The sequence below is a fragment of the Phaeovulum sp. genome, assembly GCF_030684035.1.
GTDB lineage: Bacteria > Pseudomonadota > Alphaproteobacteria > Rhodobacterales > Rhodobacteraceae > UBA6213.
The window spans coordinates 1-14,117 of the sequence record NZ_JAUXPI010000014.1 but is presented as its reverse complement, the minus strand read 5'-3'; the positions used below and the strand labels follow the sequence as shown (position 1 = coordinate 14,117).

Below are 14,117 nucleotides of genomic sequence, written 5' to 3'. Positions count from 1 at the left end.
GCGGCGCGGCGGGTCGGGCGCGGGCGCATTCTTCTTTGCCCAAATACCCATGCCGCGCGCGCCGAAGGCACCGCCACCGCCGCGGCGCGCTGGCGGCACCTCCGGCGGGGGGGTATTTCAGGCAAAGAAGACGCCTCAGCCTTCGATGCGGCCGAGGTCGGCGACGCCAAGGCAGATCGCGCGGATGCGGTTGAGCAGGTTGAGGCGGTTGCGCCGGATCACCGGGTTTTCCGCATTCACCTGCACCGCCTCGAAAAACGCATCAATGGGCGCGCGCAGGGCAGCCATGGCGGTCATGGCGGCGGCGAAATCTTCGGCCTCTATGGCCGGAGAGATCGCCCCTTCGGCGGCATCGAGGGCGGCGAACAGGGCGCGTTCGGCCTCGGTTTCGGCGAACTTCGGGTCGGCACCGTAGGAGTATTCGACCCCGTCCTTGGTTTCCGCTTGCGTGAGGATGTTGTTGGCGCGCTTGAAGCCCTGCAGCAGGTTCTCGCCATCGTCGGTTTTGAGGAAGGCGGCGAGCGCCTCGGCGCGTTTGACCAGAAGCGTCAGGTCGTCGTTGCCGGGCATCGCGAGGCAGGCGTCGATCACGTCATGGCGGATGCCTTGGTCACGCAGGAACACCTTGAGGCGGTCGTGGAAGAAGGCGAGGAGGTCGGAGGCAACGGATTTTCCCTCGCCATTCCACTCGATGAGGTTAAATCGGCTGAACGGTAAAACAATACGGTCCAACAAATTGAAGCGCACCCCATTCCCCAACACCAACCGGATCACCCCCAACGCCGCCCTTCTGAGCGCAAACGGGTCTTTGCTCCCCGTCGGCTTCTCATCAATCGCCCAGAACCCGCACAATGTGTCGATCTTGTCGGCCAGCGCCACGGCGACGGATACCGGGGCGGTCGGCACCGCATCCCCCGGCCCAAGGGGTTGATAATGTTCGCGGCATGCCTCGGGCACGCCGTCGTTGTGGCCCGCCGCCTCGGCATAGTAGCGGCCCATGATGCCTTGCAGTTCGGGGAACTCGCCGACCATCGCGCTTTGCAGATCGGCCTTGGCCACCCGCGCGGCCTCGGCGGCAAGGTCAGGGGCGGCGCCGACCAAGGGCGCGATCTCGCGCGCCAGCGCCTCGATCCGCTTCACCCGGTCAAGCTGGCTGCCGAGTTTGTTGTGGAAGGTGACATGGGCGAGGCCCGCCGCCATGCCCTCCAGCCCCTCGGCCTTCACCCGCCGCAGATCGTTTTCCCAGAAGAACCGCGCATCGGAAAGCCGCGCCGACAGCACCTTCTGGTTGCCCTGCAGGATCGTTTGCCCGTGGTCGATTGTTTCGCGATTGGCAACAGTGACAAAGCCTTCGATCCGCCCGGTCGCCGGGTTTTTCACCGAAAAGAATTTCTGATGCGCGCGCATCGAGGTTTGCAGCACCTCGGGCGGCAGGCCGAGAAAGGCCTCGCCGATTGCCCCGATCAGCACCACGGGCCACTCGACCAGCCCCGCCACCTCGGCCAGCAGGCCCGCATCGGGCACCACCTCAAGCCCCTGCGCAAAGGCAAGGTTGCCCGCCTGAGCCCAGATCACCGCCTCGCGCTCGGCGGCGTCGAGCATCACGAAAGCGCGGCGCAGTTTGGCGCGGTAGTCGTCGAACCCGGACACCGCGAAGCGCCCCGGCACCATGAAGCGGTGGCCTTCGGTGGTGTCACCTGCGGTGATGCCCTCGATGGTCAGCGGCACCACCTCGGCCCCCGCCTCGGTGGTCATCAGGCAGAGGATCGCGTGCAAGGGCCGCACCCAGCGCAAGGACCCCGACCCCCAGCGCATCGCCTTCGGCCAGGGAAAATTGCGGATGGTGGCTTCCAGCACCTCGGCGACGATGGCGCTCGCGGGGCGGCCGGGGCGCTCGATGCTGGCAAACCAGACCTGCCCCTTCTTGTCGTCGCGCAGTTCAAGCTGCTCGCGCATGAGGCCGGTCGAGCGCAGGAAACCCACAAGCGCTGCGGCGGGTGCCGTGGCGGCGGGGCCCTTGCGTTCCTCGCGGAGCGTCGGGCTTTCGGGGGTGAGGCCCTCGATGGTGAGTGTCAGGCGGCGTGGCGTGGAAAAGGCACCCGCCGAGCGGTAGGTGAGGCCCGCCTCGACCAGGCCATCGGTCACCAGTTTCTTCAGGTCTTCGCGGGCGCGGGCCTGCATGCGGGCGGGGATTTCTTCGGAAAAGAGTTCGATCAAGAGGTCGGGCATGTCACTTCTCCGCGGTCTCGTTCAACTGATGCCAGGCATAGGCGCGGCCGTCGGGGTAGATCGCCACTACCCGGTCGATGCCGGGGGTGATGTCGGCAACCGAAAGAAAGGCCACCGCCCTGCCCGCCTCCAGATCACCACCGATGCGGGCGGCGTTGAAACAGTCAAACCAGCCCGGCGCATTCAACGGGGTGGCGGCATCATAGACCTTGAAGCTTTCGGTCGCCACGGCAAGCCCGAGCGGCGTGGTAAAACAGGCGCGAAAGCGCAGCGGCGAGCTATCGGCGTCAATGCCCTGAAAGCCTGCGGCAATGATTTTCTCCGGCTGCCCGGTCACCAGCGAGGTCAGCCGGACTTCGGCTGCGGGTGCCGAGGCGGGGATCGGGTCGTAATAGCCATAGACTTGCAGATACCAGACCGCTGCCCCGGTCATGAGCGCCGAAAACACCAAGATGAGCCCTACCGCCTTGCCATTCATGCTGCCGCCCCTGTCAATGCCAATGAAGGTTGATGTCGGGTTGCGCCAAGGACGCAACCCATTCGCGCAACCTCAGGACATGCCGCGTATCCGACGGGCGCAGATACTGGTGCGTCTCGACAAACATCGTGTCGAACCGCGCGAGCAGATCGGGCGCGCCGGACAGCATATCGAGAATTTGCAACTCAGCCCCTTCTATATCCATCTTGACGAGCGCAACGCGGCCATCTGCCTGCGCAAGAACGTCGCGGAAGCTGACCATCTCCACCTCGACGGCCAGCGCGGGGTCAACGCGCGCCGTGTCGAACACAATCGTGGACGCAAGCGAGAGCCGCCCGAAGTCCGACAGGAACCCTTTGGACCGCATCAGTTTTACCGTGCCCCTCTCGGCCCCCACCGCCCGCGGGTGCAAGACCACATTTGGCAACCCACGCAGGTTCGTTTCGAGATGCACAAAAGTGACGGGGTCGGGCTCGTAGGCATGGACCGTGGCACCGGTCTTTGCAAGCTGCCGGGTCACCTCGCCGACATTGGCACCCAGATCGAACACGATATCGCCCGGCCCGATAGTCCGAAGACGCTCGGCAAAATCATGCGCCGCGCGTTTGCGGTAGCGTCGCCCCAGCTTGCGCGCCGCCGAATGGCCAATCCGGTTGTCCAGGTGTTGCAGCCGGTCGAGCGCCTTTTCGGCAAGGGTCCGGGGCTTGTAGTCAGCCATGGGCGGCTTCCGCTTCTGCCGCCCCGCCCGCTTCGGTGGTGACGAACGCATCGGCGCAGGCCTTGGCGAGCGCACGCACCCGGCCGATATAGGCCTGCCTTTCGGTCACCGAGATCACCCCGCGCGCATCCAGCAGGTTGAACAGGTGGCTGGCCTTGATGCACTGGTCATAGGCCGGGTGCGCCATGACGATGCGGCGGCCCGCCTTGTCCTCCGCCGGGGCGGCAAGGATGCGCGCGCATTCCGCCTCGGCATCCCTGAAGTGCTGCAAGAGCATGTCGGTATCGGCCTGATCGAAGTTCCAGCGGCTGTATTCCTGCTCGGTCTGGCGGAAGACGTCGCCGTATTTCAGCGGAATCGGTGCTGAGGGATCGTTGAAGGGCATGTCCATCACATGGTCGATGCCCAGCACATACATTGCCAGACGCTCCAACCCATAGGTCAATTCGCCCGCGACCGGGCGGCAATCGTGCCCGCCGACCTGCTGGAAATAGGTGAACTGGCTTACTTCCATGCCATCGCACCAGACCTCCCAGCCCAAACCCCAGGCCCCGAGCGTGGGGCTTTCCCAGTCATCCTCGACAAAGCGGATGTCGTGCAGGCCAAGGTCGATGCCGATGGCGGCGAGGCTGCCGAGGTAAAGCGCCTGAAGATCGGGCGGGCTTGGCTTTATCAGCACCTGATACTGGTAGTAATGCTGCAAGCGGTTCGGGTTTTCGCCATAGCGCCCATCGGTCGGGCGGCGCGAGGGCTGCACATAGGCGGCAGCCCAGGGGCGGCTGCCGAGCGCGCGCAAGGTGGTCGCCGGGTGAAAGGTGCCCGCCCCCACTTCCATGTCATAGGGTTGCAGCACGGCGCAGCCCTGCGCTGACCAGTAGCTCATCAGCCGCAGGATGATTTCCTGAAACGAGCGCGGCGTGGATCGGGTCATCGGGAACCTCGCGGGGCAAAAGCGCCCTCTCCTTAGGCATGCGCTGCCACAGGGTCAATCGGCAGCGGCACCGCAACAGAGGATTTTGGGGTGACGCCGCCGAACTTCCTGCTAACTTGGCGGAACGCGCGAAGGCGCGCGAAGGGATCAGGGGTTTGAGGCGGATGTTTGCAAGGCGTTTGGCGCTGTTGGTAGCGTTGTTCATTTCGGGTTTTTCCGGTTCGGCCTGGGCCGAGCCGAGTTGGGTGCAGATCGAGGCCAAGCCGGCCGAGGCAGAGGCCATGGCGCGGGCGGCGGCATGGGCAGCGACCTTTCCCAATGTCGGGGGTTTCGTGCTCGGGTCGGGGTGGTATGCGGTAGCACTCGGGCCCTTCTCGCAAGCCGAGGCCGTGGCGCAGGCGGAGCTTTTGCGGCGCGAGGGGATGATCCCCTCCGACGCTTTCGTAGCCGATGAGGCGCGCTTTCGGCAGCGCTTCTGGCCCGCCTCGGCGGCAGCAACCACCACAACCGCACCCGCAGCGGCACCAAACGAGCCGGGGCTTCCCGGCGAAACACTTGCCGAGGCGCGAGCCACCGAAGGCCGCCTGAGCGCGGGCGAGCGGATGGCCTTGCAAGAGGCGCTGCAATGGCAGGGCTACTACACCTCGGGCATCGACGGCGCTTTCGGCCCCGGTACCCGCGCCAGCATGGCGGCATGGCAGGGCGCAATCGGTGCCGAACAGACCGGTGTGTTGACCAGCGCGCAGCGTGACGATCTGCTGACGCGCAGCGCTGCGGAGCGCGCCGCCCTTGGGCTTGCCGATGTGCGCGATGAAGAGGCCGCTATTTCGGTGATCATGCCTACCGGGCTGGTGAAATTCGAGCGTTACGAACCGCCGTTCGCGGTTTATGGCGCGCGCGATGGCTCGGGTGTGCAGGTGCTCTTGATTTCGCAGCAGGGCGACCAGACGGCGCTGTTCACGCTTTACGACATCATGCAGAATTTCGAGATCGTGCCTCTGGAGGGCGCGCGCAGCCGCGAAGCCAACCGGTTCGTGCTGTCCGGGCAGAACGCCGAGATATACTCGCATACCGAGGTCAGCCTGCGCGGCGGCCTGATCAAGGGCTTCACTCTGGTCTGGCCCGCGGCCGACGCGGTGCGGATGGCGCGCGTTCTGGCGGCAATGCAGGGCAGCTTCACCCCGCTTGGCAACCGCGCGATGGATGCCTCGCTCGGGGAGCCGCTGTCGATCGCCACCGCCGATTTGCTGAGCGGTATCGACCTGCGCAAACCGTCGCATTCGCGCACCGGCTTTTATCTCACCGCGGCGGGCGCGGTACTGACCACCGCCGATGCCGCGGCGGGCTGCGGCCGGGTCACGGTTGATGGCGCGGCCTTCGATACCGCATTTGTCGATGCCGCAACCGGCATTGCGGTGCTGACCCCGCGGGTGGCGCTTGCGCCGCAGGCGGTCGCGGCGTTCCTGACGCTTTCGCCACGGCTGGAAACCGAGGTTGCGGTGGCGGGGTTCCCCTATGCCGATGCAATATCGGCACCGGTGCTGACCTTCGGGCGGCTGGCGGCAATGAGCGGGCTCGGCGGCGAGGCCGATCTGGCGCGGCTGCGGCTGGTGGCGCTGCCGGGCGATGCTGGCGGGCCGGTGCTCGATCCTTCGGGCGCGGTGCTGGGCGTGCTTTTGCCCGCCGATACCAGTGGCACGCGCATTCTGCCTGACGATCTGGCACTCGCGCGGCAAACCAGCGCGCTTGTCGCCTTGCTGACCGAGCGCGGCTTTGCCCCGGTTTCCGCCAGCAGCACCGGCGCGATGGCCCCCGAAGACCTTGCGCGGCTTGCACGCGGGTTAGCGGTGCAGGTTTCCTGCTGGAAATGAGGGTCAGGGGTGCCCTCGGAGGGCACCCCTAACCGCGCCAGAAGCGCGGCAGCAACAGCACATACACCGCCATGAGTTCGAGCCGCCCCACATACATGCCGGCAATCATCAGCCATTTTGATGCGGTGGGAAACTGGTCGATGGCACCGTTTCCCGAAACCTCGGGGCCCCAGGCAGGGCCGACATTGGCAATCGCTGTCCAGGCGGCGGTCATTGCGGTTTCGGCGGTAAGTCCGGTCAGTGACAAGCCGACGATCAGCACACCGTAGCTCAGGATGAACAGCGAAAAGAACGCGATCACCGAGCTGACCACTTCGGCCTCGACCGGCCGCCCGTCATAGTGCACCGCAAGCACCCGGTGCGGGCTGTGCAGCCGCTTGATCTGGGTCTTGATCGCCTCGAACAGGATCAGATAGCGGAACACCTTGACCGAGCAGGCGGTGGACGAGGTGCAGCCACCGATCAAGCCGATGACCAGCAACACCACGAAGGCGAGATGCCCCCATTTCGTCACGTCTTCCGAAAGGTATCCGGTGCCAGAAAAAGTCGCCGCCACGTTGAAGGTTACTTCCCGCAGCGTCGGCCAGAATGCCGCCTCATGCCGAACCATCCTGTAGACCACGATCACCACGACCGCATAGCCGATCCAGCGCAGATAGGCGCGCACCTGCACATCGCGCCAAAACGGCCGCATCTGGCCCTGTGACAACTGCACGAAGCGGATGAAGGGCAGCGAGGCGAGGATCATGAACACCGTGGCCACCACCTCGGGCGCGCCCTTGTAGGCACCGAAACTCGCGTCATAATTGGAAAAGCCGCCGGTCGAAAGCGTGGTCAGCGCGTGAATGATGGCATCGAAGGCGGTCATCCCCGCCGCCGCATAAACCATGGCGCAAAGCACGGTCAGCCCGATGTAGATGCGCAGCATGGCGGTAGAGATATCGATCGCGCGGGGCAGGATCTTGCCCAAGGTGTCGAACCCTTCGGAACGGAAATACTGCATGCCGCCGATCTTCATCACCGGCAGAAAGATCAGCGCGACGATGACGATACCAAGACCGCCCAGCCATTGCAGTATGGCGCGCCAGAGATTGGTGCCCCAGGGCAGCCGGTCAAGCGCGGGAAACGCCGTTGTTCCGGTGGTGGTCACCCCCGACATCGCTTCGAAATAGGCGTCGGTAAAGGAAACGTCGGGCGCGCCGATCAGGAATGGCAAGGTGCCGAAGGCGGGCAGCACCAGCCAGGCCCCCGAGGTCAGCAAGAAGCTGTCATGCAAATTCAACCCGCGCGCGATGGCGCTGTGGGTGGCCAGCGCCACAAGCCCGCCCGCCCCGGTGGTGATGATCGCCGCCTCAAGAAATGCGAGCCAGTTGGCATCGCCCCGCTGCCAGTCAAGCGCCATCGGAATGAGCATCAACAGCCCCAGCACCGTCACGAGCAGGCCAATGATATGGGCAACGGGGCGCAGATCGATCATGCGCCCCTGCTTGGCGCTGCCGCAATGCGCTGTCAAGCGCCGCGCATCTGCTGAAATTGGTAAGAACTTCTGACAGGTTCGCGAATTGTGCTTGCGCCGCAGCGCAGCAACGTTAACCTCTTGCTGATCCCGCCCCCCTCGCTCTGCCAGAGGCCCCGATGTTTCGCAAAATCCTGATCGCCAACCGCGGCGAAATCGCCATTCGCGTCATGCGCGCAGCAACCGAGCTCGGCAAGAAGACGGTGGCGGTCTATGCTGAGGAAGACAAGCTTTCGCTGCACCGTTTCAAGGCTGATGAGGCCTACCGGATCGGCGAGGGAATGGGGCCGGTGGCGGCCTATCTGAGCATTGCCGAAATCCTGCGCGTGGCGCGCGCCTGCGGTGCCGACGCGATTCACCCCGGTTACGGGCTGTTGTCGGAGAACCCCGAGTTCGTTGACGCCTGCGATGCGGCAGGTATCGTTTTCATCGGCCCGACCGCCGCCACCATGCGCGCGCTCGGCGACAAGGCAAGCGCGCGGCGGGTGGCGATGGCGGCAGGTGTGCCGGTGGTGCCCGCTTCGGAACTGCTCACCGACGACATGCGTGCGGCGCGCGATGCCGCAGAGGAACTCGGCTACCCGCTGATGCTGAAGGCCAGCTGGGGCGGCGGTGGCCGCGGCATGCGCGCCATCCATTCGCCGTTTGAACTGGAAGAGAAGATCCGCGAGGGGCGACGCGAGGCCGAGGCCGCCTTTGGCAATGGCGAAGGCTATCTGGAAAAGATGATCCTGCGCGCGCGCCATGTCGAGGTGCAGCTTTTGGGCGACGCGCATGGCGGGCTTTACCACCTTTATGAGCGCGACTGCACCGTGCAAAGGCGCAACCAGAAGGTGGTGGAGCGCGCGCCCGCCCCCTATCTCAGCGAAGCGCAGCGCGACGAGGTTTGCGGCCTGGCGCTGAAGATCGGCCGCGCGGTTGGCTACCGCAACGCCGGCACGGTCGAGTTCCTGATGGATATGGACGATGGGCGCTTCTACTTCATCGAAGTGAACCCGCGGGTGCAGGTCGAGCATACGGTGACCGAACAGGTCACCGGCATCGACATCGTGCAGGCGCAGATCCGCATTGCCGAAGGCGCGACATTGGCCGAAGCGACCGGCGTGCCCGCGCAGTCCGGGGTGCGCCTGTCCGGCCATGCGCTGCAATGCCGGGTGACCACCGAAGACCCGCAAAACAACTTCATACCCGATTACGGCCGGATCACCGCCTACCGGTCGGCAACCGGCATGGGCGTAAGGCTTGATGGCGGCACTGCCTATGCGGGCGGGGTAATCACCCGCTATTACGACAGCTTGCTGGTGAAGATCACCGCCTGGGCGCAGACCCCCGAGCAGGCGATTGCCCGGATGGACCGGGCGCTGCGCGAGTTTCGGGTGCGGGGCGTTTCAACCAACATCGAATTTGTCATCAACCTGTTGAAACACAGGACTTTTCTTGACAACACCTACACCACCAAATTCATCGACACGACCCCCGAACTGTTTGATTTCAAGAAGCGGCTTGACCGGGCCACGAAGATTCTCACCTACATCGCCGACATTTCGGTAAACGGCCACCCGGAAACCGCGGGTCGGCCAAAGCCCCCGGCGCAGGCGCGCCCGCCAAAACCGCCCGCCGCCATTGCCGCCCCCGCCCCCGGCACCCGGCAACTGCTGGAGGCAGAAGGCCCGCAGGCGGTGGCCGACTGGATGGCATCGCAAACCCGCGTGCTGGTGACCGACACCACCATGCGCGATGGCCACCAAAGCCTTTTGGCCACGCGGATGCGGTCAATCGACATGGTGCGCGCCGCGCCCGCCTATGCGGCGAACCTGCCAGAGCTTTTCTCGGTCGAGTGCTGGGGCGGTGCCACCTTCGATGTGGCCTACCGATTCTTGCAGGAATGCCCGTGGCAGCGGCTGCGCGACATCCGCACAGGGCTGCCCAATGTGATGACACAAATGCTGCTGCGCGCCTCGAACGGCGTGGGCTACACCAACTATCCCGACAACGTCGTGCGGTTTTTCGTCAGCCAGGCGGCGAAAACCGGCATTGACGTGTTTCGGGTGTTCGACAGCCTGAACTGGGTCGAGAACATGCGCGTGGCAATGGATGCGGTGCTTGAGGCGAACAAGCTTTGCGAGGGCACGATCTGCTATACCGGCGACATCCTGAACCCGGACCGCGCGAAATACGACCTCGGCTATTACGTCCGCATGGGCCGCGATCTGCGCGCGGCGGGCGCGCATGTGCTGGGGCTGAAGGATATGGCGGGGCTATTGAAGCCCGCTGCGGCGCGGGTGCTGGTGAAGGCATTGAAGGACGAGGTGGGGCTGCCGATCCACTTTCACACGCATGACACTTCGGGCATTGCCGGTGCCACGGTGCTTGCCGCCGCCGACGCGGGCGTCGATGCGGTCGATGCCGCGATGGATGCGTTTTCGGGCGGCACCTCGCAGCCCTGCCTTGGCTCGATCGTCGAGGCGCTGCGCCACACCCCCCGCGATACCGGACTGAACATCGCCGCAATCCGCAGCATGTCGAACTATTGGGAGGCGGTGCGTGGCCAGTATGCGGCCTTCGAAAGCGGGCTGCCCGCGCCCGCTTCCGAGGTGTACCTGCACGAAATGCCGGGTGGCCAGTTCACCAACCTCAAGGCGCAGGCGCGCAGCCTCGGGCTGGAGGAACGCTGGCACGAGGTGGCGCAGGCATACGCCGATGCCAACGCGATTTTCGGTGATATCGTCAAGGTCACGCCCTCATCGAAGGTGGTGGGCGATATGGCGCTGATGATGGTGGCGCAAAATCTGACACGGGCCGAGGTGGAAGACCCCGCAATCGACGTGGCCTTTCCCGATTCGGTGGTGGACATGCTGCGCGGCAACCTTGGCCAGCCGCCCGGCGGTTGGCCTGCGGGCATCAGCGCCAAGGTGCTGAAGGGTGAAAGCCCTGCCACAGCGCGCCCCGGCGCGGCGCTGGCTCCGGTCGATCTGGAAGCGGTGCGGGCAAGGGTTTCGGCCGAGCTTGACGGCTTTCCGGTCGATGATGAAGACCTTGCGGGGTACCTGATGTATCCCAAGGTATTTCTGGACTACATGGGCCGCCACCGCCTTTACGGGCCGGTGCGTGCGCTGCCGACGCCGATCTTCTTTTACGGGATGCTGCCCGGCGAAGAGTTTTCCGCCGAGATCGACCCCGGCAAGACGCTGGAAATCCGCTTGCAGGTGGTGGGCGAAACCAATGACGAGGGCGAAGCCAAGGTGTTCTTCGAACTCAACGGCCAGCCCCGGGTGATCCGGGTGCCGAACCGCGCCGTCAAATCCGCCACCGCTGCCCGCCCGAAGGCCGCCGAGGGTAACCCGATGCAGATCGGCGCGCCGATGCCGGGGGTGGTGGCGATGGTCGCGGTCCACGCCGGGCAGCGGGTGAATGCGGGCGATCTGATGCTGACAATCGAGGCGATGAAGATGGAAACCGGCATCCACGCCGACCGCGCCGCGCTGGTCAAGGCAGTTCACGTCACCGCTGGCCAGCAGATCGACGCCAAGGATCTGCTGCTGGAGCTGGAGGGCTAGCGGGGCAGGCCCTGCCACCGCCCGACCGGCCGCGTTTTGGTTGGGTTCGGCCTTGGAGGCGGTTTCACCCCGGGGCCCGGCCCGTTACCCGATCAGCGGGCTCGCGCAGCCATAGGTTTCTTCGTAATGCCGCTTGAGCCGCATCAGCGCGATGCGCAGCACGATCTTGCCCGACCGCGCTGACCACCCCAGCCGTTTTTCCGCCGCCTCAAGCCCTTCGAGAAAGCAGCAGCAGCGCAACGCCATGTCGCCAAGCCCCGGCCCGAGGTCGCGCAGTGCGGTGGCAACGCGGGTGCGGGCGCGGTCGGAGCCACCCGAATTCGTCGCTTCGGGCCGGTATTGGCCGCGATCGCCGCCCGCAAGGAAACGTTCCCAGTTCTGCGCCACGCGCGGGCCAAGCTGGGCGAGCTCGAAATCTTCGCGCAGCCGCTCGCCCGCCGCCACCAGATCTGGTGTCAGGAAGGGTTCGCCATCCTTGTCGCGCCGCCGGGCCAAAACCCCAAGCGGGCTTTCGGCAAGGTTGAGGCGCATCCGCCGTGGCCCGTTCGAGCCCGGATCGGGAAGATCGCGCGTGCCCCAATCGCGGTGCTGGTCGGCATAGGGTGTGGTGAAGCCTGCTTGCGCGTCGGCAAAGCCCGGCACGCGTCGCGTTTCATCGGCCTCAAGCATCCGGCGCAGCGCGGCGCGCCCGGCCGGGGTGATTTCGTAGCTGGTGACGCGCCCTGCATGAGACACCGCAATCCAGTCCCGAAGCGCGAAGGCGAGCGCGACACCGCGCTCAAGCACCGCGGTGCGCACGGTGCCTTTCAGCACCACCGCGTTTTTCATGTCGGCGGCGACCGCCAGCACCGCGCCCGGCTCTGCAAGCCTGCGCAGGATCCGGCGCCCCTCGCGCTGAAGCGTCTCTTCGGTTTCGGTGGTGATGCGATTGCGGATTGGGGCACTCATGGCAATGGATTCCTTCGGTTTGCAGGCATTGTGGGGGGGGCATCCGGCGGAATGGGCATAGCTGAGCAGCGCCTCGTCAATCAGGGGGTCATCGCGGCGAGATTCGATCCGGCGCAGACGGCGCAGCACGGTCGAGGCATGCAGCCCCTCGTCCCGCGCGAGTTGCCGGATCGGCACGCCATCCTTGGTGTGCCGCAAATAAGCCCGCGTGAACTCGGGAAGCCAGGCTGGAAGCCCTGCGGAAGGCACGACAAGATCCGACATTTTTCCCTGAAATCCTCGGTTTACAGGCCGAAGCCAATGTTATTACTCAACCGTGGGTTGTATTCGTTACCCATTCGTTAACAAAACGCCCGGATTTCGATAATTGTTGCTAAATGATAAACAATCGGCAATTCGCCGCGCGGTTGAATGCGAATATGCGCAACACCCGTATAGGTTGTGTATTCTGCGCCCTCACACCTTGAGGGGTCCATTCGCCATGAACGATTTCACTCGCCAACTCGCCGACCTGCGCCGTCCGCGGCTTCTGATCCGCGCGGCGCGGCTGGGGCTCGGTGCCTATAACCGCACCCGCGACCTGAGGCGACTTGTGCATGCGCAGGATACGCCGACACCAGAGCGGGCGCTGAAAGCGCTGATGCTGGCCGAGGCCGAGTTGGAAGAAATCCGCTGCGCCGGGGCCGCGCATTACAGCCTCGCGCGGCACGTCGAAGTGCTGATCGCGCTCTTGGCAGAATCGCGCCTGCTTGCCGGGCTGCGGCTCAGCGCGACTTGAACAGCCCGCCCAGAACCCCGCGCACCAGCGCCTGCCCCGACTTGGTGCCAAGCTGGCGCGCGAAGCTTTTGCCAAAGGTTTCCGCGATGGAATCGGAACGCGAACTGCGGGCCGCCGGTTTCGCGGTCTTGGCCCCCGCCGCACCGCCATAGCGGCGCGCATTGGCGAATTCGCGCGAGGCTTCCTCGGGTGCCGCACCGGCGGCAGCATCGCTTGCCGCGCGGGCCGCGCGCGCCGCAAGCCTTTCATGCGCGGAATCCCGGTCGATGGGGGCATCGTATTTCTGCCCGAGCGCTGAGGCGTGCAATATTTCGGCGCGCTCGACAGGGGTGATCGAGCCAAGGCGGCTTGCCGGAGGCCGCACCAGCGTGCGCTCGACCATGCCCGGCGCGCCTTTGGCCTGCAGGAACGAGGTCACCGCCTCGCCCGTGCCGACTTCCTTGATTGCCGTTTCCGTATCAAAGCGCGGGTTGGCGCGGTAATTCTCGGCGGCGCGGCGAAGATCTTTCTGGTCGCGCGCGGTAAAGGCCCGCAGCGCGTGCTGCACACGGTTGCCAAGTTGGCCCAGCACCGCATCCGGCACGTCGGTCGGGTTCTGGGTGACAAAATAGACCCCGACCCCCTTGGAACGGATCAGCCGCGCCACCTGCTCGACCTTCGAGACCAGCGCCTTTGGCGCGTCGTCGAACAGCAGATGCGCCTCGTCAAAGAAGAAGACGAGCCGGGGCTTGTCGGGGTCGCCGACTTCGGGCAGTTCTTCGAACAGTTCCGACAGCAGCCACAAAAGGAATGTCGCGTAAAGCCGCGGCGAGGCCATCAGCTTGTCGGCGGCAAGAATGTTGATCCGGCCGCGACCATCGGCGGCGGTTGTCATGATATCGGCCAGATCAAGCGCCGGTTCGCCGAACAGCTTCGCCCCGCCCTGATTCTCCAGAACCAGCAACTGGCGCTGAATCGCGCCGATCGTGGCGGGCGCGACATTGCCATAGCGCAGCCCGATGTCGGCGGCGTTCTGGCCGATGAACACCAGCATCGCCTGCAAATCCTTCAGGTCCAGCAGCGGCAATGCCTCTTCGTCCGCAAGCCGGAAG

10 protein-coding genes are annotated in these 14,117 nt (G+C 65.2%); 3 read left to right on the top strand and 7 right to left on the bottom strand.

Going from position 1 to position 14,117, the window contains the following annotated elements; translation table 11 throughout:
- Window positions 1-135 precede the first annotated feature (135 nt).
- The 4 genes from glyS to Q8J98_RS04215 are packed head-to-tail and all read right to left on the bottom strand — an operon-like array spanning window position 136 to window position 4,356.
- Window positions 136-2,181 carry a glycine--tRNA ligase subunit beta gene (gene glyS, locus Q8J98_RS04230; RefSeq protein ID WP_370868056.1) on the bottom strand — a complete coding sequence of 682 codons (2,046 nt, stop codon included), beginning with the start codon at window positions 2,179-2,181 and terminating at the stop codon, window positions 136-138.
- A 49-nt stretch (window positions 2,182-2,230) separates the two neighbouring features.
- On the bottom strand, window positions 2,231-2,707 hold the full coding sequence (locus tag Q8J98_RS04225) for a DUF6446 family protein (protein WP_305293280.1): 477 nt from the start codon (window positions 2,705-2,707) through the stop codon (window positions 2,231-2,233).
- Window positions 2,708-2,720: 13 nt separating this feature from the next.
- Complete coding sequence (locus tag Q8J98_RS04220) at window positions 2,721-3,425, bottom strand: FkbM family methyltransferase (RefSeq protein ID WP_305293279.1); 705 nt, start codon at window positions 3,423-3,425, stop codon at window positions 2,721-2,723.
- Window positions 3,418-4,356, bottom strand: a complete 939-nt coding sequence (locus Q8J98_RS04215) for a glycine--tRNA ligase subunit alpha (protein WP_305293278.1) — start codon at window positions 4,354-4,356, stop codon at window positions 3,418-3,420. The genes Q8J98_RS04220 and Q8J98_RS04215 overlap by 8 nt, the downstream gene beginning before the upstream one ends.
- Window positions 4,357-4,520: 164 nt before the next feature.
- On the opposite strand from Q8J98_RS04215, the gene Q8J98_RS04210 reads away from it, so the two are divergent.
- Window positions 4,521-6,227 (top strand): serine protease, encoded by a 1,707-nt coding sequence (locus tag Q8J98_RS04210; protein ID WP_305293277.1) that lies wholly within the window; start codon window positions 4,521-4,523, stop codon window positions 6,225-6,227.
- A 28-nt stretch (window positions 6,228-6,255) separates the two neighbouring features.
- Here Q8J98_RS04210 and Q8J98_RS04205 read toward each other — a convergent pair whose 3' ends face one another.
- The gene (locus Q8J98_RS04205; RefSeq protein ID WP_305293276.1) at window positions 6,256-7,704 is read right to left on the bottom strand and encodes a TrkH family potassium uptake protein; all 1,449 of its coding nucleotides are present in this window, start codon (window positions 7,702-7,704) and stop codon (window positions 6,256-6,258) included.
- 158 nt (window positions 7,705-7,862) lie between these two features.
- Here Q8J98_RS04205 and Q8J98_RS04200 point away from each other — a divergent pair, with 158 nt between their 5' ends.
- Window positions 7,863-11,300 carry a pyruvate carboxylase gene (locus Q8J98_RS04200; RefSeq protein WP_305293275.1) on the top strand — a complete coding sequence of 1,146 codons (3,438 nt, stop codon included), beginning with the start codon at window positions 7,863-7,865 and terminating at the stop codon, window positions 11,298-11,300.
- Between the two features lie 84 nt (window positions 11,301-11,384).
- Here the strand turns inward: Q8J98_RS04200 and Q8J98_RS04195 are convergent, their stop codons facing one another.
- Complete coding sequence (locus Q8J98_RS04195) at window positions 11,385-12,512, bottom strand: DUF6456 domain-containing protein (protein WP_305293274.1); 1,128 nt, start codon at window positions 12,510-12,512, stop codon at window positions 11,385-11,387.
- A gap of 217 nt (window positions 12,513-12,729) precedes the next feature.
- Between Q8J98_RS04195 and Q8J98_RS04190 the strand changes: the two genes are divergently transcribed.
- Window positions 12,730-13,026, top strand: coding sequence for a DUF6477 family protein (locus Q8J98_RS04190; protein ID WP_305293273.1), 297 nt, complete (start codon window positions 12,730-12,732; stop codon window positions 13,024-13,026).
- Here the strand turns inward: Q8J98_RS04190 and Q8J98_RS04185 are convergent.
- The coding region (locus tag Q8J98_RS04185; RefSeq protein ID WP_305293272.1) for a helicase HerA-like domain-containing protein at window positions 13,013-14,117 on the bottom strand (1,105 nt) is incomplete at its 5' end. The two genes, Q8J98_RS04190 and Q8J98_RS04185, sit on opposite strands and share 14 nt — an antisense overlap.